The sequence below is a fragment of the Streptomyces sp. SS7 genome (assembly GCF_037993025.1).
GTDB lineage: Bacteria > Actinomycetota > Actinomycetes > Streptomycetales > Streptomycetaceae > Streptomyces.
This window is the reverse complement of record NZ_CP141223.1, coordinates 1,829,414-1,852,934: the sequence shown is the minus strand read 5'-3', so window position 1 is coordinate 1,852,934 and position 23,521 is coordinate 1,829,414. Positions and strand designations below refer to the sequence as shown.

The window sequence follows — 23,521 nt, the reverse complement described above, 5'->3', positions numbered from 1 at the left end:
CCGTCGGTCCCGGCCGTATCGCGTGCCCCCGGCGTGGCGCCGATGCACGAAGCCGCCGGACGCCGCGGATCAGCGGGTGCGCAGGGCGGGGTGATCCGCGACGACCGTGGCCGAGCCCGGGGGGATCTCGGTGAACCCCGCGTCCCGCACCAGCGGCAGCCCGCTCGTCGTCAGCTCCCGCCACCGCGCGGGGTCGGCGGTGCGCACGGCGAGCGCGAAACCGGACGCGCGCCAGGCGTCCCGCTCCTCCTCCGACAGCTCCCACCAGGCGAGCTGGGCTCCGTGCCCGGCCTGGGCCATGGCCTTCCCGGCGGACATCCGCAGCTCCGGGTTGAGCCAGATGACCGGGACCGCGGGGTCGGCCGCGGCCGGCGGCTCCGGGTCGTCGAGATCGGTCCCGGAGACCTGGAGCCGCGCCAGATCCTTCGGCCACCCGTCGAGCGGCACCGGCGGGAACACCCGCACCTCGGCGGTCTTCCCGCCGACGGTGATCCCGTCCAGCGCCTCGGCCCGCCGCCACTCGGCGCCACGGGCCCGCCGCACGACCTTGCGGATCCGAGCGTCCTGCCAGTCCCGCACGGCACGCGCCCATGCGCCGTCGCCCAGCGACCTCTCGTCGCAGAGCAGGACGAGCACGGCCCGAGCGGCGGTCTCGAGCGCGTCGGTCCGAGCGGGCGGCGCGCTCTTCTCCACGCGGACGACGAGGGGAAGGACGTACTGGGGAGCCTGGTCACGGGGGTTGGGCTCGGTCTGGAAGGGACTCTCACTCACAGGCGCAGGCTACTGGACCCGCCCGGGGGCGCGGGGAACCGCGTGACCGGCCCCGCACCGGCCCGCACACGCGATGCGACAGGATGACCTTCCATGGACCGCGCCCTGCACCTCACCGACGCCGGCCGCCGTTACGGCTTACGCGGCCCGTGGGTCGTCCGCCACATCGACCTGCACATCGCCCCCGCCACCCTGACCCGCATCGAAGGCCCCAACGGCACCGGGAAATCCACCCTCCTGCGCCTCCTGGCCCGCATCGACGCCCCGACCGAGGGCCGGGTGAGCGGCCGGCCGCGCACGGCGTACGTCCCCGAGCGCTTCCCGGCGGCCCTTCCCTTCACCGCCCTCGACTACCTCACCCACCTCGGCGCGGTCCACGGTCTGTCCCGGCCGGCGGCCGCCCGCGCCGCGGCCGACTGGCTGGACCGCTTCGGCGCCGCCGCGCACGCCCGCACCCCGATGTCCCAGCTGTCGAAGGGCAGCAGCCAGAAGGTCGCCGTGGCCCAAGCCCTCCTCGCCGAACCGGAGTTGCTGATCCTGGACGAGGCGTGGACCGGCCTGGACACCGAAGCGCGCGCCGAACTGGAGAGGGCGGTCGCCGAACGCACGGCGGCCGGTGCCGCGGTCGTCTTCGTCGACCACGACCCCCGCCGCCTCACCGGCACCACGGACGCCGTGCACACGGTCCGCGACGGCACACTGCACCGCCGTACCTCAGGAGGGGGAGGCGACGGCCGTGGACCGGCCGCCGCCCCCGCGGGTCCGCACACCACGATCGAGGTGCGGGGCCCCGCGCCCCTCCCGGCGGAGGCGGTGGGCAGGGCCACCGCGGCCGAGCAGACGGCCGACCGCACCCACCGTCTCACCGTCCCCGCCTCCCACTCCGACGTCGTCCTGCGCGCCCTGCTGACCGCCCGCCCGCCGTACCACGTGATGAGCGTGCGCCCGTCCGACCCCGAAGGCCCCCGATGACCGCCCTGCTGCGCTACCGGACCGCCCTGCTCCTGCGCTCCCAGCGCTGGCTGCCGCCGTTCCTGCTCTACGTCGTCGTCCTCGGCGTCGGGGTGCAGGGCGGCCAGCCGCTGCTGGACTCGCTCGGCTGGACGGCCGCCGTGCTCCTGCCCACCGCCGCCTGGCTGGTGCGGATCTGCGTCCTCGGCGAGCCCCCGGCCGCCCGGACGGTCGTGGCCGCGGCGGCCGGCCCCGCACGGGCGCACCTGGCCGCCGTGCTGACCGCTCTCGGCACGGCCGTGCTCCTGGGTACGGTCGCCACGGCGGCGGTCGTGTACATCAGCGACCCGGTCGGCGCGGACCACCAGCACCGCGTCCCCGTGCCCGCGGCCGCCGCGGCCGGCTTCCTGGCCGTGCTGACCTGCGCCCTGCTCGGCACGGCCGTCGGCGCCCTCACCGCCCCGCCGGTCCTGCGCTCCACGGGCCGGGCCGTCCCGACGCTGCTGCTGGCGGCCCTCATGGCGCTGGTGATGAGCGGCTCCCCGGCCCACGCGGCGGTCACCGGTCTGGTCACCGGCTCCCGCTCGGCGACGGTCAGCCTCCCGCTGCTGCCGTCGCTCGCCGCCGTACTCGTCACGGCCGCCGCCGTCGCGGCGGCCTGCGCGCTCACCTCCCGCAGAGCATCCTGAACCGCCGGCTCACGACGACGTCCGTACGGCCCCGATCAGCTCGGACACCTTCACGAACCGGTACCCCCGCCGTCGCAGCTCGGGGACGATCGCCCGTACCGCCCGCTCGGTCACCGGCGCGGCGCTGCGGGTGCAGTGCATGACCACCACGGACCCCGGCCGCACCCCGTCCAGCACCTCCCGGGCCACCGCGTCGGCGTCCGTGGCGAACGCGTCCCCGCTGACCACGTCCCACTGCACCGCGGTCACCCCGAGTCCGCTGACCGCGCGCAGCGCCCGCCGGTCGTAACAGCCGCCGGGGAACCGGAAGTACGGCATCGCGTCGGGAACCCCCGCCGTGCGGAAGGCGGTGTACGCCCGCTCCACGTCCGCCCGCATCCGGTCCTCGGCGACGGTCGGCAGGCCGTAGCAGTCGCCGGTGAACGCGTAGTGGCTGTAGGAGTGGTTGGCGACCTCGAACAGCGGGTCCCGCCCGATGGAGCGTGCCTCGGCCGGGTACTCCTCGGCCCACCGCCCGGTCATGAACACGGTGGCGGGCACCTTCAGTCCGCGCAGCGCCGAGATCAGCCCCGGATTGTCGAAGTGCTCCCCGGCCGCCGCCCGCGGTCCCTGGTCGGCGGTCATGTCGGCGTCGAAGGTGAGGGCGACGGTCTTGCCGAGTGTGCGCGGACCGTTCGTGAACACCGGGGTGAGTCCGGCCGGGCCGGGGGCCAGCGTCGGCGCCCGGGAGGGCTCGGTGGCGGGCTCGTTGGCGGGCGGAGCGGGCGCCGAGGCGGAGGCGGACGGGCGGGCGGCCTGCGGGGCCGTGGAGGTGCCGCAGGCGGTGAGCGCCGCGCCGAGGGCACAGACGGCGGCCAGACGACGTACAGGAATGATCACCGTACGAACATACGAGAGACCGCGTCTTAGTTATGACAATAGGACTCCGACACGGGCCGTGGCCCGTCCTCCGGCGTCATTCGTCCGCCGCCGGAGGAGAAGGGGGCGGCGGAGGCGGCGGCAGGGGTTCGAGGGGCGGTTGCGGAGGGGGCTGGTCCGTGGGCGGGCCCGGCGGCTGCGGGGCCCGCTCCAGGAAGCGCAGCAGCTCCACCGGGATGGGCAGCACCAGTGTGGAGTTCTTCTCCGCCGCCACCGCCATCACCGTCTGCAGCAGCCGCAGCTGGAGCGCGGACGGGGTGTCCGCCATCTGCTGGGCCGCCTCGGCGAGCTTCTTCGACGCCTGCAGCTCCGCGTCCGCGTTGATGATCCGCGCCCGGCGCTCCCGGTCCGCCTCGGCCTGGCGGGCCATGGAACGCTTCATGGCGTCCGGCAGGGACACGTCCTTGATCTCGACCCGGTCGATCTGCACGCCCCAGCCGATGGCCGGGCTGTCGATCATCAGCTCCAGGCCCTCGTTGAGCTTCTCCCGGTTCGACAGCAGGTCGTCCAGCTCGCTCTTGCCGATGATCGAACGCAGTGAGGTCTGCGCCATCTGGGAGACGGCGAACCGGTAGTCCTCGACGTTGATGACCGCGGCGGCCGCGTCCACGACCCGGAAGTAGACCACCGCGTCGACCCGCACGGTCACGTTGTCGCGGGTGATGCCCTCCTGGGCCGGAATGGGCATGGTCACGATCTGCATGTTGACCTTGTGCAGCCGGTCCACGCCGGGGATGACCGTGGTGAACCCCGGCGCGCGGGTCTCCCCGCGCAGCCGGCCCAGCCGGAGCACGACCCCGCGCTCGTACTGCTTGACGACCCGCGCCGCCGCCCCGAAATAGACCAGGCCCGCCGCGCCGGCCGCCAGGACCGCGCCGAGTACTTCCTCGAGCATGACGACCTCCCAGACAGAGGGTCGTTCTGTCTGCATATGCAACGATATGCCCGCCATCCAGCCCGGGGCCACGCCCCGGCCCACGGGCTGACCTGACGGTCGTGGCCGCGGGCCCCGGGTCGGGCCCGGTGCCCTCGTCCGGGCCACGCCCCGTCGTCCGGGTCACGGGCCGTGCCATGTGCCGTACCCCGGCCTGTCGTCGGGCCCACGCCCCGGTCACAGTCCGTCGTGCGGGCCACGTGCCGTGCCATGTGCCGTGTCCCGGCCTGTCGTCGGGCTCCCGCCGGATCTCGGGCCACGTTCCGGCCTGTCGTCCGGGCCGCGCGGCCGCGCCCCGGGTCGGGCCCGGGCCCTCGTCCGGGCCACGGGGCCGCCCGCGGGCCGGACCACAGTCCGTCGTCCGTGCCGTGGCCGTACCCCGGCTGACGTCCGGCCCGCGCCCCGGGCCCCTGGGCCACGCCCAGGCCCTCGTCGAACCACGCGGCCGCATGCCCCGGGTCGGGCCACGGCCGGACCACAGCCCGTCGTCCGCCCCCGGCCTGGCCCTGGGCCCATGCCCAGGCCCGGGGCCACGCCCCGGCCAGCCGTCCGGGGCACGTTCGGGCCCCCGGGCCGCGGCCCGGCCCTCGTTCGAGTCACACGGCCGCGGGCCCGGTGTCGGGCCACGGCCCGGACGGCGGCTGGGACAGCGGCTCGGCCCGTGGCCCCGCGCGGGTTGGTGGCCCGTGCGGGGCCGGGGGGCTCAGGCGGCTGAGGCCGGGGCCGGTTCCATGACCCGGACGGGCTCCGTGCCGGCCGCGCTGTGCTGCCGGGCCCAGGACTCCAGGGCCGTGCGGCAGGCGTGGTCGAGGTGGTGCAGACCGGTGAGGTTCAGCTCGACGGGCCGGTCCTGCGGGAGGGCCTCCAGGCTGTCGAGGATCTTCGGCAGCCGCAGGAAGGTCGCGTTGCCCGACAGGTGCGCCTGGACCGGCCCGGCGCCCTTGTCGACCACCTCCAGCCGGATGTGCGAGGCCTCCCAGGCCGTCTTCACCACGGCGAGCGCCAGACCGATGAGGACCCCCTCGAACATGCTGACCGCGACGATCGACACGGCCGTGACGACCAGGATCAGCGCCTCCCCGCGGTGCTCGCGCCACAGGACCGCGAGCGAGCGGAGCGGGACCAGCTTGGCGCCGGCGTGGACGAGGATGCCGGCCAGCGCCGGGATCGGGATGTAGGCCAGCGCGCCCGGCAGCAGGGCCGCGAACAGCAGCAGCCATACGCCGTGCAGCACCCGGGACGCCTTGGTGCGGGCGCCCGCCTGGACGTTGGCAGCGCTGCGCACGATCACCGCGGTCATCGGCAGCGCGCCGAGCAGCCCGCAGAGCGTGTTGCCCGCGCCCTGCGCGACGAGTTCCCTGTCGTACTCGGTGCGCGGCCCGTCGTGCAGACGGTCCACGGCCGCCGCGCTGAACAGCGACTCGGCGGACGCGATCAGGGTGAACGCGACGATCGTGCCGAGCAGGCCGACGCTCGCGAGCTCACCGAAGGCGGACAGCGGCGGCGGCTGGACGGAGCCGAGCAGGCCGTGCACCTCCACGGTGGCCACCGGCAGGTCGAGCAGCAGGGCGGCGAGGGTGGCGAGCCCCACCGCGGCGAGCGGTCCCGGCACGACGCGCACCTTCGCCGGCAGCCGCCGCCACAGCACGAGGACGGCGACGGTTCCCGCGCCGAGCGCGAGCGAGGCCGACGCGCCGGGGCTGCCGAGCGCGTCCACGAGCGCCCCGGGCAGCCCGACGATCTTCTCCGGGCCGGAGTCCGGTGCCTTGGCCCCGACCAGCGCGTACACCTGGCCGGCGATCAGCACCAGGCCGATCCCGGCGAGCATCCCCTCGACGACGGAGACCGAGATGGCCCGGAAGTACCGGCCCAGTTTGAGGGCGCCCATGGTGATCTGGAGGACGCCCGTGACGAGGACGATCACTCCGAGGGCGGGCAGGCCGAACTCCCGCACCGCCTCGAAGACCAGCACGGTCAGTCCCGCCGCCGGTCCGGAGACCTGGAGGGAACTGCCGCGCATCACGCCGGTGACGATGCCGCCGACGATGCCGGTGACGAGCCCGAGCTCGGCCGGCACGCCGGAGGCCACGGCCACGCCCACGCACAGCGGGAGCGCGACCAGGAAGACGACGAGCGATGCGGCGAAGTCCTGCCGCAGATGGGGGAACCTGGCTATTCGGGTGTTCTTCGGCTGGGTCATCGCGGCGCTCACAGGGCTTCGAAGCCGTCGGTGTCCACGTGGTGTTCGAGCACCGCGCCGGTGTGCACCTCGTAGTACCAGCCGCGCACCCGCAGCCGGCCGTCCGCGAGCCGCTTCTCCACGCAGGGGTAGGAGCGCAGCCGCAGCAACTGGGCGAGGACGTGGTTCTGGACCGCGAGGGCGACCGTCGGATCGCCGGGGTCGGCGGCCGAGGGCTCGTCGGCGGCGTGCGCGAGCCAGTCGCGTACGGCGGGGACGGCGTCGAGGTCGTCGCCGCGCACCAGCGCGCCGACCGCGCCGCAGTGGGAGTGGCCGCAGACGACGACGTCCTGGACGCCGAGGACCTCCACCGCGTACTCGATGGTGGCGGCCTCGCCGGTGGGGCGCCCGGAGCCGTACGGCGGGACGATGTTGCCCGCGGTGCGCAGCTCGAAGAGCTCGCCGGGACGGGCGCCCGTGATCAGCGCGGGGACGACCCGCGAATCGGAGCAGGTGATGAACAGGACCTGCGGGGACTGGCCTTCGGCGAGCTTGGCGAACTCCTCAGGGCGCTGTCCGAACGTACGGGCGTTGTCGATGAGGGGCTGCATGACGTGGTGACTCCTCCTGGCGCGCAGTGGGGGCGCGTCGGATGTGCAAAACAGGACAGGTGGGGGAACTGCGAACTGCCGTTCTGCTCTGCTCGGTGAGCAGGTCTCCGCTCGGCGAGCAGAGGAGTCGTCCTCAGCAGCGGAAGACCTGGAGCGCCGCAGGGGAGTGGCCCGTCGAGGATCTCGACGAGCGGTGATGGGGACCGGCCGGGCGGGCCGGTGGATGCTCGGCCGCGGGATCCAGCGCCAGCAGGGCGCGCTCCGGCTCCTGAGGGGTGGCGGCCACGCCGGAGGTGGCGCGGTGCCGGTCGCGGGGGCGCAGGGGGGCCGCGGGGCCGAGGTGACCGCAGTCGCGGACCGTGACCAGCTCGTTGCGCAGCGGCTTGCCCGCGGGTGGGATTCCGGTCTTGGTCTTGGCCTCGGCCTGACGCACCGTATGCGCGTGTGCGAAGGGTGAGGCGGGTGCGAAGAACGGGAGGGCGAGCAGGACGGCGGCGAGGAGCGCGAGTGCGGTCCGGGCCGTCGCACCTCGGAACATGTGCCTCCCTCCCCGTTGCGCGCACGACTAGTACGGACCAATGACTGGTCAATGGTTGGTCAAGAAACACGTTAACCCTGCAAAGTTGTTTGCAGGGTTAACTCCGCGTTTCGAGAAGAAGTGCGCCTCAAAAGCGAGGGTGATGTGGCGTGATTTCCCTCTGGACGGGCTCGGCTAGACCGCTTCGGCGAGCCGCTTCGCGTCCCGGGCCAGCGCGGTGAGCCGGGAGATCGCCCGGAAGTACTTCTTGCGGTAGCCGCCGTTCAGCATCTCCTCGCTGAACAGCCGGTCGAAGGGGAGCCCGGAGGCCAGCACCGGGACCTCGCGGTCGTAGAGCCGGTCGGCCAGGACCACCAGCCGCAGCGCGGTCGACTGGTCGGGCACCGGGCGGACGTCGGTGAGGCACACCGCCTTCAGGCCGTCGGTGAGCGCTCCGTAACGGCTCGGGTGGACCCGCGAGAGATGGTCGAGGAGGTGCGGGAAGTCGTCGAGCGAGGAGCCGGGGGTGGCGTACGCCGCCTTCGTCACCTGTTCGTCGGAGTACGGCGCCGGAGCCTCGGGCAGGCCGCGGTGGCGGAAGTCCTCGCCGTCGATGCGCAGGGTGCGGAAGTGCGCGGACAGGCCCTGGATCTCGCGCAGGAAGTCGACGGCCGCGAACCGGCCCTCGCCGAGCTTGCCCGGCAGCGTGTTGGAGGTCGCGGCCAGCGCCACCCCCGCCTCGACCAGCTTGCCGAGCAGCGACGACACGAGCACGGTGTCGCCCGGGTCGTCCAGCTCGAACTCGTCGATGCACAGCAGCCGGTGCCCCGACAGTGTGCGGACCGTCTGCTGGAAGCCGAGGGCGCCGACCAGGTTGGTCAGCTCCACGAAGGTGCCGAACGCCTTCAGCGCGGGCTCGGCCGGGGTGGCGTGCCACAGGGAGGCGAGCAGGTGGGTCTTGCCGACGCCGTAGCCGCCGTCCAGGTAGACCCCGCGCGGACCGGCGGGTGCCTTGGGCGCCTTCGCCCTGCCGAAGCCCAGGAACCCGCGCCGGGCGCCGCCCACGGCGTGCGCCCCGCCGAGCCCGCCCGCGAAGCCCTCCAGGACCGACACGGCCTGGGTCTGGCTGGGCTGGTTCGGGTCCGGGAGGTAGGTGCCGAAGCGCACCGAGTCGAAGCGGGGCGGCGGCACCATCTCGGCGACCAGCCGGTCCGCCGGGACGTACGGCTCGAGGGCGCACAGGGACAGCGGGGCCGCGTCGGCTATCTCGTCGACAGGGGCGGAAGGGGTGGAGGACGACACGGTTCCCCATGCTAATCCGCGTGCCAGACTGCGAGGCATGCGACGGCTGTTCCCTGTGACCGACCAGACACCCGACCGGACACCTGACCGGACATTCGCCCCGGCGACCGCCCCGGCCACCGACCCTGCGGGCGCCCCGCTGTCCGCCCCGCTGTCCGAGGACCGGGAGTGGAGCCTCGACGAGCTCGCCGAGGCCTACGCCTACCCCGAGCCCGCGCCCGGGGAGCCGCGGCCCTGGCTGCGGGCCAACATGGTCTCCACGCTCGACGGCGCCGCCCAGCACGACGGGCGCTCCCAGCCCATCTCCACCGCGGCCGACATGCGGATCTTCGGCACGCTGCGAGGGCTCGCGGACGTGGTGGTCGTGGGTGCCGAAACGGTACGGCAGGAGGGGTACCGTCCGGCCCGCGCGCGGGCGGAGTTCGCCGGACGGCGGGAGGCCGCCGGACAGGGACCCGCGCCCGCGATCGCCGTGGTCACCGCCAGTCTGGACCTGGACTTCTCGCTGCCGCTGTTCACCTCGCCGCTGGTGCCGACCCTGCTGCTGACCGGCGCCGCGGCCGCCCCCGACAAGGTGGCCGCGGCCGAGAAGGCGGGGGCGCGGGTGCTGATCGCCGGTGACGGGATGGGCGTCGACCCCGCGCGGGCCGTCGCGGCCCTCGCCGAGGTGGGGCACACCCGGCTGCTGACCGAGGGCGGCCCCCGGATGCTCGGGCAGTTCATCGCCTCCGGCGTGCTGGACGAGTTGTGTCTGACCGTCTCCCCGATGCTCACGGCGGGGGGCGCGCAGCGCATCGCGGGCGGGCCCTCGGTCCCGGTGCCCCAGCGGTTCGCACTGGTGTCCCTCCTGGAGGAGGGGGGTTTCCTGTTCGGCCGCTATCGGCGGTCCTGAAATCGGTCAGTGGTACCGGTGGTCCCGAAAATGGCGGAACGAATCGTTCCGGTTGGCTTCGGGTGGGCACACTAAAACTCGCAGTCCCCGTGAGATCACGGGGCAGGATGGTTTCCGCAGAAGGGGCGGCGTCCGGTGTTCACAAGCGTTCTGATGATCGAGAAGGCACTGACCTCAGCCGACGTGGAGTTCGTCACCACCCTGCACGGGGACGAGGACGTCGCCTTCCACGTCCTGCTCCAGCCGCGCGGCGACCAGGCGGACCGACTGCTGCGGGCCATCGACGACGTCGCCCTCGGCGAGCTGGACGAGGCGGCCCGGGAGCGGGAGACGCCGGAGGGGGAGGAGGCGAAGGGGTTCGGGGAGCGGGCGCTGGAGGTGTCCCTGCAGGCACTGCACGCCTCGGGCAGTCCGGCGGCGGGGCGGCTGGTCGAGGATCACCCGCTGGACGCGCTGAAGTCGCTCGTCGAGGAGGTGGAGGCGGACGAGGTGATCGTGCTGACCGATCCGCACTACGTCGAGGAGTTCTTCCACCGGGACTGGGCTTCCCGGGCCCGCCACAAGGTGGGGGTGCCGGTGCTGAAGCTGTTCTCGCACAGCAAGGCGTAGTCCGCGGGGGTCCGGGTGCGCAGCCGCGGAGCGCCACGGTCCCGCGCCCCTGGGGCGGGACGGTACCGGTGACGCAATAGGCTGGGGCGGATCCACCGTCGTACGCACCCCTGGAGATCACGCATGGCAGCCGGCCTTCCTTCCGCCATGGACCGCCCGCACTTCATCGGCATCGGCGGCGCCGGGATGTCGGGGATCGCGAAGATCCTCGCGCAGCGCGGGGCGAAGGTGGCCGGCAGTGACGCCAAGGAGTCCGGGACCGCGGCGGCGCTGCGGGCGCTCGGGGCCACCGTCCACATCGGGCACGCCGCGGAGCACCTCGCCGACGACGCGAGCTGTGTCGTCGTGTCCTCGGCCATCCGCGCGGACAACCCCGAGCTGGCCCGCGCGGCCGAACTGGGCATCCCGGTCGTCCACCGTTCCGACGCGCTGGCCGCCCTGATGGAGGGGCTGCGCCCGATCGCGGTCGCCGGCACCCACGGGAAGACCACCACGACGTCCATGCTGGCGGTCTCCCTCTCCGAGCTGGGCCTGCAGCCGTCGTACGCGATCGGCGGCGACCTGGACGCACCCGGCTCCAACGCGCTGCACGGCGACGGCGAGATCTTCGTCGCCGAGGCGGACGAATCGGACCGCAGCTTCCACAAGTACGCCCCCGAGGTCGCGATCGTCCTCAACGTGGAGCTGGACCACCACGCCAACTACGCCTCGATGGACGAGATCTACGAGTCCTTCGAGACGTTCGCCGGGAAGATCGTGCCCGGCGGCACGCTGGTGGTCTCCGCCGACCAGGCGGGCGCCCGTGAGCTGACCCGGCGGGTCGAGGGCGTGCGGGTGGTGACGTACGGCGAGGCCGAGGACGCCGACGTCCGGGTCCTGTCGGTCGTACCGCAGGGGCTCAAGAGCCTCGTGACGGTGGTGCTGGACGGACGGGAGATCACCTTCACGGTGTCCGTGCCCGGTCGGCACTACGCGCTCAACGCCGTCGCCGCGCTGACCGCGGGGGCCGCGCTCGGGGTCCCCGCCGCCGAACTCGCGCCCGCGATCGCCGCGTACACGGGCGTCAAGCGCCGCCTGCAGCTCAAGGGCGAGGTGGGCGGCGTCCAGGTGATCGACTCCTACGCCCACCACCCCACCGAGATGACCGCCGACCTGGAGGCGATGCGCGCCGCGGCCGGGGACGCCCGCATCCTGGTCGTCTTCCAGCCGCACCTGTTCTCCCGGACGCAGGAGCTCGGCACCGAGATGGGCCGGTCTCTCGCCCTGGCCGACGCCTCCGTCGTCCTCGACATCTACCCGGCCCGCGAGGACCCGGTCCCCGGGGTGACCAGCGCGCTGATCATCGACGCGGCCCGGGCGGCCGGCGCGGACGTGACGGCCGTGCACGACAAGGACGAGGTGCCCTCCGTCATCGCGGGAATGGCGAAGCCCGGTGATCTCGTTCTCACCATGGGCGCGGGTGACGTGACGGACCTGGGCCCGCGCATTCTGGACCGTCTTTCGAACTGAGGGGCTGAGAATCGTGTCGTACGACGTCGAGAAGCCGGACGAGCAGTGGCGGTCGGAGCTCACGCCGACCGAGTACGCCGTGCTGCGCCAGGCCGCGACGGAGCCCGCCTTCACCGGTGAGTACACCGACACCAAGACCGAGGGCGTCTACTCCTGCCGCGCCTGCGGCGCCGAACTGTTCACCTCCGCCACCAAGTTCGACTCGCACTGCGGCTGGCCGTCGTTCTTCGACCCGAAGGACACCGACGCGGTCGAGCTGATCGAGGACCGCTCGCACGGGATGCTCCGCACCGAGGTCCGCTGCGCCCGCTGCGGCTCCCACCTGGGCCACGTCTTCGAGGGCGAGGGGTACGCGACCCCCACCGACCAGCGCTACTGCATCAACTCGATCTCCCTGCGCCTGACACCGGACGCGGGCTGACCGGTCGGCCCCGGCCCGCGGGTCGAGGCCGGCCCGCGGGGACGGCGTGCCGCGGCGTCGGCCCCCGCACCGTCAGAGCAGTTCGCGCTGGACCATGCCCGACAGGACCAGGGTGCCGGGGATCAGCGGGAGCCAGACCGTCAGGGTGCGGTAGCCGATGACCGTGGCGGTGGCGAGGCTGAGCGGGGTGCCGTAGCCGGCCAGCGTGAGGACCAGGGCCGCGTCGATCGGACCGATGCCGCCCGGGGCCGGGACGGCGCCCGCCGCCGTGCTCGCCGCGAGGAACGCGAACACGAGCTGGGGCCAGGTCAGGGGGAGGTCCAGGGCCTTGCCCACCGAGGCGACCACGCTCGCCTGGATCAGCGGTGCCGCCGCCGCGCCCAGCCACAGGGGCAGGAAGCGGGACGGGCGGGTGTGGAGGTGCCGGGCGTCCGTGAGGGCGGTGCGGACGTACTCCAGCGCGGGGCCGCGCAGGGGGCGGATCAGGGACAGCGCCGCCGCGGCGACCGGGATCAGCAGGATGCCCGTCACCGCCAGGATCAGGCTGCGCCCGTCGGGAAGTAGCCGGGCCGGGGGGATCGAGGCCGGGGCCAGGAGCAGGAAGACCAGGACGACCGGAGGCTTCGCCAACGCTCTGGCCAGGGAGTACAGGGCGATCGAGGCCGTGGCGCGGGGGAGCGGGATGCCCTGGCGCCGGAGGAAGCGGACCGTCACGGCGTGCGCTCCTATGCTCGCCGGCAGCACGTGGTTCGCGGCGCCCGCGGCGATCTGGGACAGCACCAGGGGGCCCGGGGGCAGACGGTCCGGCACCGCGCCCTGGCGGACGCACGCCGCGGCGAGGGCGCCCAGATAGGTGAGGAGCAGGCCCGTGAGCAGCCACCACGGGTCGGCCGTGGTCAGTCTGGTGAAGCCGTCACGGACCGAGGACCAGTCCAGCGCCGCCCACAGGACGAGGAACAGCAGCGGAAGCAGGCTGAGGGCCCGGCGGCCGTGGGCGGTGGTCAGCAGAGGGCGGCCCGAGGGCGCGGTCGACGCCGTCGGCGGGTTCGGCGCATCGGGCGCGGTCGGCGGTGTCGGGGGAGGGGGCGAGGAGGCAGGGGTGTCGAGCGGCAGCAGGGTCACGGCGCACGTCGTCCTTCCGCGGCGCCACGGCGGCGCCGTACAGGCCCTGGGTGGGGAGGGGACGGGGAAGAAGTTTCCCCTCCGGTGTGACGGCGTGGTGTCCGGGAGCCGACGTGGTGCGGGCGGAGGGGCGACCGGGGTGCGGTACGGCTGAGGGAGTTCTGCCCTGACCGCGTGCGGGTCATCCCGTCGGTGCCGCCGTTCAGGTGCGCCCGAGGGGCAGGGTCAGCAGGAAGGCGGTGGGCTCGGGGCCCTCGGCGAGCTCCAGCGTGCCGCCGTGCGCGCGGACCAGGGAGCGGGCCACGGCCAGCCCGAGTCCGCTGCCGCCGCGGTCGCGGCTGCGGGCCTTGTCGACGCGGTAGAAGCGGTCGAAGACCCGGTCCCGGTCGCCCGGCGGTATGCCGGGGCCCCGGTCGGCGACCCGGACGAGGGCCGTGGCGGCGGACACGGAGACCTCGATGCTCACCGGGGTGCCGGACGGGGTGTGCACGGCCGCGTTGGTCAGCAGGTTGTCCAGGACCTGGCGGATGCGGTGCGGGTCCATGCGCAGGCGGACGGCGTCCGGGCCGGGTACGAGGGTCAGCGGGTGACCGGGGTGGCTCGCGCGGAAGGCGTCGGCGGCCTGCCCGACCAGCTCCACCAGATCGGCGGACTCCATTCTGAGCGGGGTCTCCACCTCCGCCGCGTCCAGCCGGGCCAGCAGCAGGAGGTCGTCGAGGAGGACCCCCATCCGGGCGGCCTCGGCGCGCAGCCGGGCCAGGTGCTTGTCGCGTTCCTCGGGGGCGTTGGCGGCCGCGTACTGGAAGAGGTCCGCGTAGCCGCGTACCGACATCAGCGGGGTGCGCAGTTCGTGCGAGGCGTCCGCGACGAACCGGCGCAGCCGCTGCTCGGCCTGCGCCCGCACGGCGAGTGAGTCGTCGATGTGCTCCAGCATGGTGTTGAAGGCGGTGCGCAGCTCCTCCACCTCCGAGCCGCCGCCCGGGCGGTCGGCGCGCAGCGGCAGCCGGGACGCCGACTCGGTCAGGTCGTGGGAGGCGATGCCGTGCGCGGTGTGCGCCATGTCGCTGAGCGGCTGGAGACCGCGCCGCAGCATGGCCCGCCCGAGGACGACCAGGGCCGCGAGTGCGAGCGCGAACGTGACGACCTGAATGGTGATCAGGCGCTGGACGGTGTTGTCGATGTCCTCCATCGGCGCCCCGCTGACCAGGATCACCCCCGGCTCCACCTCGCAGGCGCGCAGCCGGTACACGCCGTCGCCCCGCAGGTGCGCGGTGCTCACCACCTCGTGCTCGGTGACGGTCTGCTCCCGGGCCAGCGTGGTGAGGTCGGTGACGTCGTCGGGCACGTCACCGGGGTCCTCCGGCTTGCGCAGCACGGGCGTGCCGTCGCGCACGTCGTACACGGCGTAGTACCAGCCCCAGTACTTCTTCCCGGTCAGGCTGCCGGACTCGACGATGCTCTTGGTCTGGGCGACCTGGGCGATCGCGAGCTGTTCGTTGAGCTGGGCCGAGAGGTAGTCCCGCATGGCGGTGGTCAGCGCGGTGCCGATGACCGCGAAGACCATCAGGGCCAGCGCGCCGAGGCCCAGCGCCAGCCGGGTGCCGAGCCGCATCCCGCGGTACGTCCGCCGCAGTCTGCCGATCACTCGGCCGCCGCCTGCCGGATGACGTACCCGAAGCCCCGAACCGTCTGGATCAGCGGATCGTCGCCGGTGGCGTCCAGCTTGCGGCGCAGCCGGCTCACCACCAGCTCCACCACGTTGGACCGGCCGCCGAAGCCGTACTCCCAGACGTGGTCGAGGATCTGTGCCTTCGTCAGCACGGTCGGCGACTTGCGCATGAGGTAGCGCAGCACCTCGTACTCGGTGGGGGTGAGCGTCAGCAGCTTCCCGGCGCGGCGGACCTCGCGGGTGTCCTCGTCCATCGTCAGGTCGGCGACCCGCAGCACCGAGCGCTGGAAGCCGGGCCCGGCGGCGCGCCGCAGCACGGTCCGCAGCCGGGCCATCAGCTCCTCCACCGCGAACGGCTTCACCAGGTAGTCGTCCCCGCCCCGGGTCAGCCCCGCGACCCGGTCCGCGACCCCGTCCCGGGCCGTGAGGAACACCACCGGCACCATGGTCCCCGAGCGGCGCAGCCGGTCCAGGACGCCGAAGCCGTCGATGTCGGGCAGCATCAGGTCGAGCACCACGATGTCCGGATGGAACTCGGCGGCGCGGCGCAGGGCCTCCTCACCGGAGTTCGCGGTGACCGCGCTCCAGCCCTCGTAGCGGGCGACCGTCGCCACGAGATCGGCGATCGGCGGGTCGTCGTCCACGACGAGGAGGCGTACTTTTTCCACCCGCTCATAGTGCGCCACCCGCGCCCCGGCGCGAGACCCGCATCCGGTCCGCGCGCGGATCGATAAACTCTTGAAAGTTGTACGACAGCGAACCGACAGCAACGCACGGGGAAGCTCAGTGCTCTGAGGACCCGATCGAGGAGTTTCCGTCCGTGACGACCGTCCAGTCGCCCCCCGCTCCCCCCACGGCGCTACGTCCCAAAGTAGTGGCCCGCACCGGGCTGTACACCGTGCTGGCCGTGAACGCGGCCGTCGTGACCCTGTTCGCCGTGCAGGCGGGATTCGCCGCCAACGCACTCGTCGTGATCGGCCGGTTCGCCGGTCTGTACGGCGCGCTGCTGATGGCGTTCCAGCTGCTGCTGGTGGCCCGGCTGCCCTGGCTCGACCGCCGGATCGGGATGGACCGGCTGACCAACTGGCACCGCTGGACCGGCTTCGGGCTGCTGTGGACCCTGGTCGGGCATGTGGTGTTCATCACCCTCGGCTATGCGCAGTCCTCCTCCCTCGACCCGGTCAGCCAGCTGGTCGACCTCGCCGAGACCGTCGAGGGCGTGCTGCGCGCCGCGGTCGCCATGGTGCTGATCCTGGTCGTCGGCGGCGTCTCCGCCCGCTGGGCCCGCCGCCGGCTCGCCTACGAGACCTGGCACTTCGTGCACCTGTACACGTATGTCGCCGTGGTGCTGGCCTTCACCCACCAGGTCGCGGTCGGTACGACGTTCACCGCGTCCTCCGCCGCCACCGCGTACTGGTACGGCGTCTGGGGCGTCGCGCTCGGCTCGGTGGTCCTCGGCCGGGCGGTCCTGCCGCTGTGGCGCAACTGGCGCCACCAGCTGCGCGTCGAGAAGGTCGTCCCCGAGTCGGACAACGTCGTGTCCGTCTACATCACCGGCCGTGACCTGGACAAACTGCCCGCCAGGGCCGGCCAGTTCTTCCTGTGGCGCTTCGTGACGAAGGACCGCTGGTGGCAGGCGAACCCCTTCTCCCTGTCCGCCGCCCCCGACGGCACCCGGCTGCGGCTGACCGCGAAGGCCGCCGGTGACGGCTCCGCGGGCCTGCGCCACATCAAGCCCGGCACCCGCGTCTTCGCCGAGGGCCCGTACGGCGCCTTCACCGCGATGCACCGCACCCGCTCCGAGTCCCTGCTCATCGCCGGCGGCGTCGGCGTCACCCCCATCCGGGCGCTGCTGGAGGAGATCGACGGCCACGCGATCGTCCTCTACCGCGTCAGCGGCGAGCGCGACGCCGTCCTCTACGACGAGCTGAGCGACCTCGCCGCCGCCAAGGGCGCCGAGCTGCACCTGGTCACCGGTCCGCCGGTGCCGGACCGGCTGGCGGCGGGCGCGCTGGCCGCGCTGGTGCCGGACATCGCCGAGCGGGACGTCTTCCTGTGCGGGCCGCCGCCGATGATGAACGCGGTGCTGGGCTCCCTGCGCGAGCTGGACGTGCCCGGGCCGCAGATCCACTTCGAGCGTTTCAGCCTGGCGGGATGAGAGAGACGACGTGAAGCGAGCAATCCCCGTTCTTGTCCTGTCCGTGGTCGGCCTGATCCCCGTCTGGCGCTACGAACCGTCCACCGCCACCTCCACGGCCTCCTCCGCCACCGGGTCGGCCCCCTCCACCTCGTCCTCGGGCACCACCTTCACGGGAACGACCGTCACCACGGAGAAGGGTGACGTCCAGGTCCAGGTGACCTACGACGGTGACCGGATCGCCGCGGTGAGGATGCTGAAGCAGCCGAACCATCCGCAGACGACGGCGGCGGTGCCGAAGCTGGTCGCGGAGACGCTTCAGGCGCAGAGCGCGGACATCGACACCGTGTCCGGCGCGACGATCACCAGCGACGGTTACAAGGAGTCCCTCCAGGCCGCGATCGACCAGGAGGCGTCCGCCGCGTCGGCGTCCCCGTCGGCCTCGTCCTCGGACGCCACCTTCACGGGGACGACGGTCCCCACGGAGAAGGGTGACGTCCAGGTCCAGGTGACCTACGACGGTGACCGGATCGCCGCGGTGAGGATGCTGAAGCAGCCGAACCATCCGCAGACGACGGCGGCGGTGCCGAAGCTGGTCGCGGAGACGCTTCAGGCGCAGAGCGCGGACATCGACACCGTGTCCGGCGCGACGATCACCAGCGACGCCTACAAGGAGTCCCTCCAGGCCGCGATCGACGCGAAGGGCGCCTGACATGCACCGGGTCGAGCACGTCATGGGCTTCCCCGTGTCCCTGCGCATCGACGACGACCGGGCGCCGCAGGGCGTCGTGGAGGCCGTCTTCGCCTGGCTGCGGGAGGTCGACGAGCGGTTCAGCCCCTTCAAGGCGGACAGCGAGGTGTCCCGGCTGGACCGCGGCGAGCTGTCCGGCGACGAGGTGAGCGCCGATCTCGCCGAGGTGCTCGGCCTGTGCGAGGAGTACCGGGTCGCCACCGGCGGCGCCTTCGACGTACGGCTGCCCGGGCGGGGCCTCGACCCCTGCGCGGTCGTCAAGGGCTGGTCGGTGCAGCGGGCGGCGGAGCTGCTGACCGGCGCCGGGCTCGGCCGCTTCTGCCTCAACGCCGGGGGCGACGTGGTCGTCTCGGGCGGGCCCTGGCGGGTCGGCGTACGGCACCCCCACCTCGCCGACCAGGTCTGCGCGGTGCTGGAGCTGACGGACGCGGCGGTCGCCACCTCCGCCCGCTACGAGCGCGGCGACCACATCCTCGACGGCCGTACGGGCCTGCCCGCCACCGGCCTCGACAGCCTCACCGTCGTCGCCCCGACCCTCACCCTCGCGGACACCGTCGCCACGGCGGCGTTCGCGCAGGGCGCGCCGGGCGTGGAGTGGGCGGCCGGCCGGGCGGGCTGCGAGGTGTTCGCGGTGCTGGAAGGCGGCCGTGTGCTGCGCACCCCGGGATTCCCGACGGCGGGACAGCGGGCCGCCGCCTAGTCGGTCCGCGGAACCCAAGCTCTCGACTTCCTCAAGTCGTGCTTGGCGCGTGCTCCGGGCGGGGCATCCCCCAGCCACACAGACACGTGGCGAGAGGCAACGGGGGGCAGGAGACGTGGAGTTCCTGGTGATCGTGGGGTTCGGGTTGATCGTGATGTTCGTGGCCGGGCTCCTGAAGGGGACCGGGTCGTCGCGCCGTCGGCGCCGGGGCGGCTGGGGGGACGGCGGCGGGGGTGGCTGCGGAGACGGCTCGTCCTGCGGGGGCGGTTCGTCCTGTGGCGGTGGTTGCGGGGGCGGCGGGGGAGGCGACTGAGCCCCCGAACCCCCGGGGGGCGGGCCGCCGGAAGGGGATCCGGCGGCCCGCCCGTCCTTTGGCGGCCGTCCTCGCGGGACGGGGCGGGCGGCGGGGCGAGGGTCGTCATGACGCGTACTCCAGGGGGGCGTTCGCCCCGGCGGGGCGGGCGGGTGAGGGCGGCGCGGAGCACGGCCCTGACGATGGGGCCCTCTCTGGGCAATCCCTGAGCCGCTTCTGAGCGGAGAGTGAGAATCAGCGGACTCGCATCAGCGGACTCACAGGTCGCGCACAGCGCAAGAGGGGTTTGAAGCGCGCCATACACCCGCCGTACGGCTGAAACGCGACCGGTCTAGACTCTCCCCGCAACAGTCCGAACTCTCGAGGCCGAGAGCGGGCGGGAACGGCCAGACCCGAAGGGTGTTCGGCGTTTTGATACGGATAGATTCAGTCACCAAGCGGTATCCGGACGGCACGGTGGCGGTCGACCGGCTCTCCCTCGAGATACCGGACCGCGCGATCACCGTCCTCGTCGGCCCCTCCGGATGCGGCAAGACGACGACCCTGCGGATGATCAACCGGATGGTCGAGCCCAGCGAGGGCACCATCTGGATCGACGGTCAGGACAGCCGGCGGCAGCCGGTCAACACCCTGCGCCGCTCGATGGGTTACGTCATCCAGAACGCCGGGCTCTTCCAGCACCGCACGATCGTCGACAACATCGCCACCGTGCCCCGGCTGCTCGGCTGGAGCAAGGACCGGGCCCGCTCCCGGGCCCGCGAGCTGATGGAGCGCGTCGGACTCGACGCCTCCCTCGCCAGGCGCTACCCCTACCAGCTCTCCGGCGGCCAGCAGCAGCGCGTCGGCGTGGCCCGGGCGCTCGCCGCCGACCCGCCGGTGCTGCTGATGGACGAGCCGTTCTCCGCCGTCAACCCCGTCGTCCGCAAGGGACTCCAGGACGAACTCCTGCGCATCCAGGACGAGTTGGGCAAGACCATCGTCTTCGTCACCCATGACATCGACGAGGCCGTCAAGCTCGGCACCATGGTCGCGGTGCTGCGCACCGGCGGCCGGCTCGCCCAGTACGCGCCGCCCGCCGAGCTGCTGTCGAACCCGGCCGATGCGTTCGTCGAGGACTTCCTCGGCGCCGACCGCGGCATCCGCCGGCTGTCCTTCTTCTCCGCCGCCGGACTCGACCTGCTCACCACGCCGATCGTCGCCGTCGACGCCACCGCCGAGCAGATCGCCCGCGCCGCCCAGGGCGCCCCGTACCTCCTCGTCACCGGCATCGACGGCAAGCCGCTCGGCTGGAGCGAGCCGGACGCGCTGACCGCGGGGAGCATCGACACCGGCCGGCTCCTCGGCTACGGACGGCCGTTCGTCGCGGGCGAGGACTCGCTGCGCTCCGCCCTCGACTGCGCCGTGCTCTCGCCCGCCGGCTGGGCCGTCGCCGTGGACGGCGAGGGCCGCGCCACCGGTGTCGTCTCCCAGACCGCCATCGCCGAGGCGATCCGCGGCGCGCACGAGGCCGCCCCGGGCGCCGGCGGCACCACCGGAGCGGGCGAGCCGAAGGCCGTGCGATGAACCGCTTCTTCGACATCCCCAGCGACCTCCAGCACGACTGGATCGGACTCGTCGGACTCCATCTGCGCGAGGCCCTGCTGCCGGTCCTCGGCGGCCTGCTGCTGGCCCTGCCCATCGCCCAGCTCTGCGTGCGGCTGCGCTGGCTGTACCCGCCCGTGCTGTGGGTGACGACCGTGCTCTACGCCGTCCCGTCGCTCGCGTTCTTCGTCGTCCTCATCGACTACACCGGCCAGACCGAACTGACGGTGATGATCCCGCTCACCGTCTACACCCTCGTCGTGCTGGTCCCGGCGATCGTCGACGGCGTCCGCTCGGTGCCGCAGGAGACCCTCGCCGCCGCCACCGCGATGGGCTTCGGGCCCGTACGCCGCTACCTCCAGGTCCAGTTGCCGATCGCCACGCCCGCGATCGTCGCCGGACTGCGGGTGGCGACCGTGTCCAGCATCAGCCTGGTCAGCGTCGGCATGCTGATCGGCAACCAGGGCGCGCTCGGCAACCTGCTGCACGACGCGCAGATCTACAACCGGCCCGAACTGGCCTGGAACTCCGTGCTCACCACGGCGGCCCTCGCCGTCCTGGTGGACGCCCTGCTGGTCGGCGTACGGGTCCTGCTCACCCCCTGGATGCCGAGCGGATCGGGCGCGACCCGCACCCGGAAGGAGGCCACGGCCCGGTGAACGTCCTGCACTTCATCACCTCCTTCTTCACCGACGGCGCCCACTGGTCGGGCTACGACGGCATCCCCACCCGGCTGGTGGAGCACCTCCAGTACTCCCTGGAGGCACTCGGTCTCGCCGCCCTGATCGGACTGCCCGTCGGCCTGGTCACCGGGCACTACGGCAAGGGCGGCAACACCCTCACCCTGATCGCCACCGCCGCGCGGGCCCTGCCCACCTTCGGCCTGCTGGTGCTCATCGTCATCATCGCCGGCTTCGGCATGCTGCCGGTGATGATCCCGCTGGTCGTCCTCGCCGTCCCGCCGATCCTCGTCACCACCTATGAGGCGGTGCGCTCCGTCGACCGCTCCCCGGTGGACGCCGCGCGCGGCATCGGCATGTCGGAGACCCGCATCCTGCTCCAGGTGGAACTCCCGGTCGCGCTCCCGCTGATCCTCGGCGGGCTGCGCTCGGCGGCCATCCAGATCGTCTCCACGGCCACCATCGCCGCGTACGTCGGTCTCGGCGGCCTCGGCCGCTACATCGTCGACGGGCTCTACCAGCACGACTACGAGAAGGTCGTGGGCGGCGCCGCCCTGGTCGCGGCCATGGCCCTGGCGACCCTGGGGCTGTTCTGGGCGGTGGCCCGGGCGGCGGTCTCTCCGGGCGTACGCCGGAGCAGCTGACCTCAGGGGCGTGGGGAACCGCGCGACCGGCCACAACCGGCGCGCGGTCCTCCACGACCGCGGGTACCGCCGATATTCACCCGCCGCTGCGGGCGAGCGCCTGCTCCAGCACCACCAGCAGCGCGTCCCGCACCGAGCCGCGCTCCCGGGCGTCGAAGACGAGCACCGGAACGCCGTCGGAGACGTCGAGGGCCCAGCGGACCTCGTCGAGCGAGTGGTCGACCTTGCCGTCGAAGGCGTTCACGGCCACCGCGAACGGGATCTGCCGGTGCTCGAAGTAGTCCACGGCGGCGTAGCAGTCGTCGAGCCGGCGGGTGTCGACGATGACCAGGCCGCCGACCGCGCCCTCCACGATGTCGTCCCACATGAAGCCGAAGCGTTCCTGACCGGGCGTGCCGAACAGGTACAGCTTCAGCGTCGGGTCGATGGTGATGCAGCCGAAGTCCATCGCCACGGTGGTCGTGGTCTTGCGCGGGGTGTGGCTGAGGTCGTCCACCCCCGCCGCGACCTCGGTGATGGCCGCCTCGGTGGTGAGCGGCTCGATCTCGGAGATCGAGCCGACGGCGGTGGTCTTGCCCACGCCGAAGCCGCCCGCGATCACCAGCTTCACCGGCAGCGGCGGCCGTACGGCGGCCTGGCCGGCGGCCGGACGGGCGAGCGGTTCAGTCGGAGTCACGGAGTACCCCCCGGGAGTCGGGGATGGCCCGCAGGCCATCGATAACCCTGCGCAGGACGGACGCGTCATGGGTGACGCCGGAGTCGGGCACGTGCACCGAGAGCTGCCCCACCGAGCGCAGGTCCTCGGCGAGCACCCGCACCACGTTCAGGTGCAGCCGCAGCCGCGCCGCGATCTCCGCGATGGACTGCGGCACCCGGCAGGCGGCCACGATGTCGTGCTGTTCGAAGGAGAGCCGGTCGAGCGCGTCGATCCCCTCGGTGGTCGCCACCAGCTGGGTCTCCACGGGCATCGCCCGTCCGGACGCGGCCTCGCCCGCGCCCGCGACCCGGCCGGCGGTGACCAGGAAGGGCCGTACGGCGGGCGCGGGGCCGACCGGGCCGGCCGGGGCGAGGGGTTCCTCGCCGAGGCCGTGCGGGCTCTGGCCGTCCGCCATCGGTGTTCGCTTCCTCTGCCGGTGACCCGCGGTCAGCGGGTCCGGGTGGCGCCGACGCTGTTCTTCAGCTCCAGGACGAGCTGCGGACTGAGCGCGGCACCGGCGCGGTTGGCGAACACGGTCATCTCGTAGGCGATGTTGCCCAGCTTGGCCTCCTTGTCGGTGACCACGCCGAGGACGGCGCCGCTGCCGATCGCGGAGACCAGGACGTGACCGCCCTCCAGATCGATGATGACCTTGTTCAGACCGCCCAGGCCGTAGTTGCCGGAGGCGCCCGCGGCCAGGCTGGTGATGCCGGAGACGATCGCCGCGAGGCGCTCGGAGTCGGCGTGCTCACGCAGCTCCGACACCGCGATCAGCAGGCCGTCGGAGGACACCGCGATGGCGTCCACGACCCCCGCGGTCTCGGTGGCGAAACGGTTGAGCAGCCAGGTGAAGTCGGCTGCGGCAGCCCGCAGATCGGTCGGCGTGGTGTCTCCGGTGGTTCCACCTGTCGACGTGCTCACTGC

The 23,521-nt window shown here is 73.2% G+C and carries 25 protein-coding genes; 12 read left to right on the top strand and 13 right to left on the bottom strand.

The features are described 5' to 3' along the window. Positions 1–69: 69 nt before the first annotated feature. Positions 70–771 carry a peptidyl-tRNA hydrolase gene (locus tag U5640_RS08345; RefSeq protein WP_340375150.1) on the bottom strand — a complete coding sequence of 234 codons (702 nt, stop codon included), beginning with the start codon at positions 769–771 and terminating at the stop codon, positions 70–72. Between the two features lie 93 nt (positions 772–864). Here U5640_RS08345 and U5640_RS08340 point away from each other — a divergent pair, with 93 nt between their 5' ends. Both U5640_RS08340 and U5640_RS08335 read left to right on the top strand, forming a co-directional pair. Beyond that, complete coding sequence (locus U5640_RS08340) at positions 865–1,743, top strand: ATP-binding cassette domain-containing protein (RefSeq protein ID WP_340375149.1); 879 nt, start codon at positions 865–867, stop codon at positions 1,741–1,743. Continuing rightward, positions 1,740–2,411: an ABC transporter gene (locus U5640_RS08335; RefSeq protein WP_340375148.1), complete on the top strand. Its 672-nt coding sequence runs from the start codon at positions 1,740–1,742 to the stop codon at positions 2,409–2,411. Before U5640_RS08340 ends, U5640_RS08335 begins: the two co-directional genes overlap by 4 nt. A 9-nt stretch (positions 2,412–2,420) precedes the next feature. Here the strand turns inward: U5640_RS08335 and U5640_RS08330 are convergent, their stop codons facing one another. The 6 genes from U5640_RS08330 to zapE all read right to left on the bottom strand — a co-directional run bounded on the left by U5640_RS08330 (position 2,421) and on the right by zapE (position 8,872). After that, complete coding sequence (locus tag U5640_RS08330) at positions 2,421–3,290, bottom strand: polysaccharide deacetylase family protein (protein ID WP_340375147.1); 870 nt, start codon at positions 3,288–3,290, stop codon at positions 2,421–2,423. 76 nt (positions 3,291–3,366) lie between these two features. Continuing rightward, on the bottom strand, positions 3,367–4,224 hold the full coding sequence (locus U5640_RS08325) for a slipin family protein (RefSeq protein WP_340375146.1): 858 nt from the start codon (positions 4,222–4,224) through the stop codon (positions 3,367–3,369). A gap of 742 nt (positions 4,225–4,966) precedes the next feature. Beyond that, the gene (locus tag U5640_RS08320) at positions 4,967–6,463 is read right to left on the bottom strand and encodes a SulP family inorganic anion transporter (RefSeq protein WP_340375145.1); all 1,497 of its coding nucleotides are present in this window, start codon (positions 6,461–6,463) and stop codon (positions 4,967–4,969) included. A gap of 8 nt (positions 6,464–6,471) precedes the next feature. After that, on the bottom strand, positions 6,472–7,053 hold the full coding sequence (locus U5640_RS08315; RefSeq protein ID WP_340375144.1) for a carbonic anhydrase: 582 nt from the start codon (positions 7,051–7,053) through the stop codon (positions 6,472–6,474). A 133-nt stretch (positions 7,054–7,186) separates the two neighbouring features. Further along, positions 7,187–7,591, bottom strand: a complete 405-nt coding sequence (locus U5640_RS08310; RefSeq protein WP_340375143.1) for a hypothetical protein — start codon at positions 7,589–7,591, stop codon at positions 7,187–7,189. 174 nt (positions 7,592–7,765) lie between these two features. Further along, positions 7,766–8,872 carry a cell division protein ZapE gene (gene zapE / locus U5640_RS08305; protein ID WP_340375142.1) on the bottom strand — a complete coding sequence of 369 codons (1,107 nt, stop codon included), beginning with the start codon at positions 8,870–8,872 and terminating at the stop codon, positions 7,766–7,768. Between the two features lie 37 nt (positions 8,873–8,909). Between zapE and U5640_RS08300 the strand changes: the two genes are divergently transcribed. The 4 genes from U5640_RS08300 to msrB all read left to right on the top strand — a co-directional run bounded on the left by U5640_RS08300 (position 8,910) and on the right by msrB (position 12,303). Then, positions 8,910–9,764 carry a pyrimidine reductase family protein gene (locus U5640_RS08300; protein ID WP_340375141.1) on the top strand — a complete coding sequence of 285 codons (855 nt, stop codon included), beginning with the start codon at positions 8,910–8,912 and terminating at the stop codon, positions 9,762–9,764. Between the two features lie 135 nt (positions 9,765–9,899). Beyond that, a complete protein-coding gene (locus U5640_RS08295) occupies positions 9,900–10,373 on the top strand; it encodes an indole-3-glycerol phosphate synthase (RefSeq protein ID WP_340375140.1) in 474 nt (157 codons plus the stop codon). 123 nt (positions 10,374–10,496) lie between these two features. Further along, complete coding sequence (gene murC / locus U5640_RS08290) at positions 10,497–11,882, top strand: UDP-N-acetylmuramate--L-alanine ligase (protein ID WP_340375139.1); 1,386 nt, start codon at positions 10,497–10,499, stop codon at positions 11,880–11,882. 13 nt (positions 11,883–11,895) lie between these two features. Further along, positions 11,896–12,303 (top strand): peptide-methionine (R)-S-oxide reductase MsrB, encoded by a 408-nt coding sequence (gene msrB, locus U5640_RS08285; RefSeq protein WP_340375138.1) that lies wholly within the window; start codon positions 11,896–11,898, stop codon positions 12,301–12,303. A gap of 72 nt (positions 12,304–12,375) precedes the next feature. On the opposite strand, the gene U5640_RS08280 is transcribed toward msrB, so the two are convergent. The 3 genes from U5640_RS08280 to U5640_RS08270 all read right to left on the bottom strand — a co-directional run bounded on the left by U5640_RS08280 (position 12,376) and on the right by U5640_RS08270 (position 15,762). Beyond that, positions 12,376–13,425, bottom strand: a complete 1,050-nt coding sequence (locus tag U5640_RS08280; RefSeq protein ID WP_340375137.1) for a lysylphosphatidylglycerol synthase transmembrane domain-containing protein — start codon at positions 13,423–13,425, stop codon at positions 12,376–12,378. 202 nt (positions 13,426–13,627) lie between these two features. Then, the gene (locus U5640_RS08275) at positions 13,628–15,070 is read right to left on the bottom strand and encodes a HAMP domain-containing sensor histidine kinase (RefSeq protein ID WP_340375136.1); all 1,443 of its coding nucleotides are present in this window, start codon (positions 15,068–15,070) and stop codon (positions 13,628–13,630) included. Beyond that, entirely contained in the window at positions 15,067–15,762 is a 696-nt protein-coding gene (locus U5640_RS08270; RefSeq protein WP_340375135.1) for a response regulator transcription factor, read from the bottom strand. Before U5640_RS08270 ends, U5640_RS08275 begins: the two co-directional genes overlap by 4 nt. 152 nt (positions 15,763–15,914) lie before the next feature. Between U5640_RS08270 and U5640_RS08265 the strand changes: the two genes are divergently transcribed. The 6 genes from U5640_RS08265 (at position 15,915) to U5640_RS08240 (ending at position 21,900) form a co-directional block, all read left to right on the top strand. Continuing rightward, positions 15,915–17,252 (top strand): ferredoxin reductase family protein, encoded by a 1,338-nt coding sequence (locus U5640_RS08265; RefSeq protein WP_340375134.1) that lies wholly within the window; start codon positions 15,915–15,917, stop codon positions 17,250–17,252. Positions 17,253–17,262: 10 nt separating this feature from the next. Then, positions 17,263–17,943, top strand: coding sequence for an FMN-binding protein (locus tag U5640_RS08260; protein ID WP_340375133.1), 681 nt, complete (start codon positions 17,263–17,265; stop codon positions 17,941–17,943). 1 nt (position 17,944) lies between these two features. Then, the gene (locus U5640_RS08255) at positions 17,945–18,682 is read left to right on the top strand and encodes an FAD:protein FMN transferase (RefSeq protein WP_340375132.1); all 738 of its coding nucleotides are present in this window, start codon (positions 17,945–17,947) and stop codon (positions 18,680–18,682) included. Positions 18,683–19,406: 724 nt separating this feature from the next. After that, a complete protein-coding gene (locus tag U5640_RS08250; protein ID WP_340385006.1) occupies positions 19,407–20,558 on the top strand; it encodes an ABC transporter ATP-binding protein in 1,152 nt (383 codons plus the stop codon). Beyond that, positions 20,555–21,235 (top strand): ABC transporter permease subunit, encoded by a 681-nt coding sequence (locus U5640_RS08245; RefSeq protein WP_340375131.1) that lies wholly within the window; start codon positions 20,555–20,557, stop codon positions 21,233–21,235. Before U5640_RS08250 ends, U5640_RS08245 begins: the two co-directional genes overlap by 4 nt. Continuing rightward, the gene (locus tag U5640_RS08240) at positions 21,232–21,900 is read left to right on the top strand and encodes an ABC transporter permease (protein ID WP_340375130.1); all 669 of its coding nucleotides are present in this window, start codon (positions 21,232–21,234) and stop codon (positions 21,898–21,900) included. Before U5640_RS08245 ends, U5640_RS08240 begins: the two co-directional genes overlap by 4 nt. A gap of 76 nt (positions 21,901–21,976) precedes the next feature. Here the strand turns inward: U5640_RS08240 and U5640_RS08235 are convergent, their stop codons facing one another. From U5640_RS08235 to U5640_RS08225, 3 genes are read right to left on the bottom strand one after another with little or no spacing between them, the layout of a single operon-like run. Further along, positions 21,977–22,576, bottom strand: coding sequence for an ATP/GTP-binding protein (locus tag U5640_RS08235; protein ID WP_340375129.1), 600 nt, complete (start codon positions 22,574–22,576; stop codon positions 21,977–21,979). Then, positions 22,563–23,012, bottom strand: a complete 450-nt coding sequence (locus tag U5640_RS08230) for a DUF742 domain-containing protein (RefSeq protein WP_340375128.1) — start codon at positions 23,010–23,012, stop codon at positions 22,563–22,565. Before U5640_RS08230 ends, U5640_RS08235 begins: the two co-directional genes overlap by 14 nt. Before the next feature lie 32 nt (positions 23,013–23,044). Then, positions 23,045–23,518: a roadblock/LC7 domain-containing protein gene (locus U5640_RS08225; protein WP_067246762.1), complete on the bottom strand. Its 474-nt coding sequence runs from the start codon at positions 23,516–23,518 to the stop codon at positions 23,045–23,047. Positions 23,519–23,521 lie beyond the last annotated feature (3 nt).

Coding starts and splice junctions, on each gene's coding strand:
- U5640_RS08310 (WP_340375143.1), bottom strand. CDS start 7,591: ATGTTCCGAGGTGCGACGGCCCGGACCGCACTCGCGCTCCTCGCCGCC.
- U5640_RS08325 (WP_340375146.1), bottom strand. CDS start 4,224: ATGCTCGAGGAAGTACTCGGCGCGGTCCTGGCGGCCGGCGCGGCGGGC.
- U5640_RS08230 (WP_340375128.1), bottom strand. CDS start 23,012: ATGGCGGACGGCCAGAGCCCGCACGGCCTCGGCGAGGAACCCCTCGCC.
- U5640_RS08315 (WP_340375144.1), bottom strand. CDS start 7,053: ATGCAGCCCCTCATCGACAACGCCCGTACGTTCGGACAGCGCCCTGAG.
- U5640_RS08255 (WP_340375132.1), top strand. CDS start 17,945: ATGCACCGGGTCGAGCACGTCATGGGCTTCCCCGTGTCCCTGCGCATC.
- U5640_RS08340 (WP_340375149.1), top strand. CDS start 865: ATGGACCGCGCCCTGCACCTCACCGACGCCGGCCGCCGTTACGGCTTA.
- murC (WP_340375139.1), top strand. CDS start 10,497: ATGGCAGCCGGCCTTCCTTCCGCCATGGACCGCCCGCACTTCATCGGC.
- U5640_RS08320 (WP_340375145.1), bottom strand. CDS start 6,463: ATGACCCAGCCGAAGAACACCCGAATAGCCAGGTTCCCCCATCTGCGG.
- U5640_RS08335 (WP_340375148.1), top strand. CDS start 1,740: ATGACCGCCCTGCTGCGCTACCGGACCGCCCTGCTCCTGCGCTCCCAG.
- U5640_RS08300 (WP_340375141.1), top strand. CDS start 8,910: ATGCGACGGCTGTTCCCTGTGACCGACCAGACACCCGACCGGACACCT.
- U5640_RS08245 (WP_340375131.1), top strand. CDS start 20,555: ATGAACCGCTTCTTCGACATCCCCAGCGACCTCCAGCACGACTGGATC.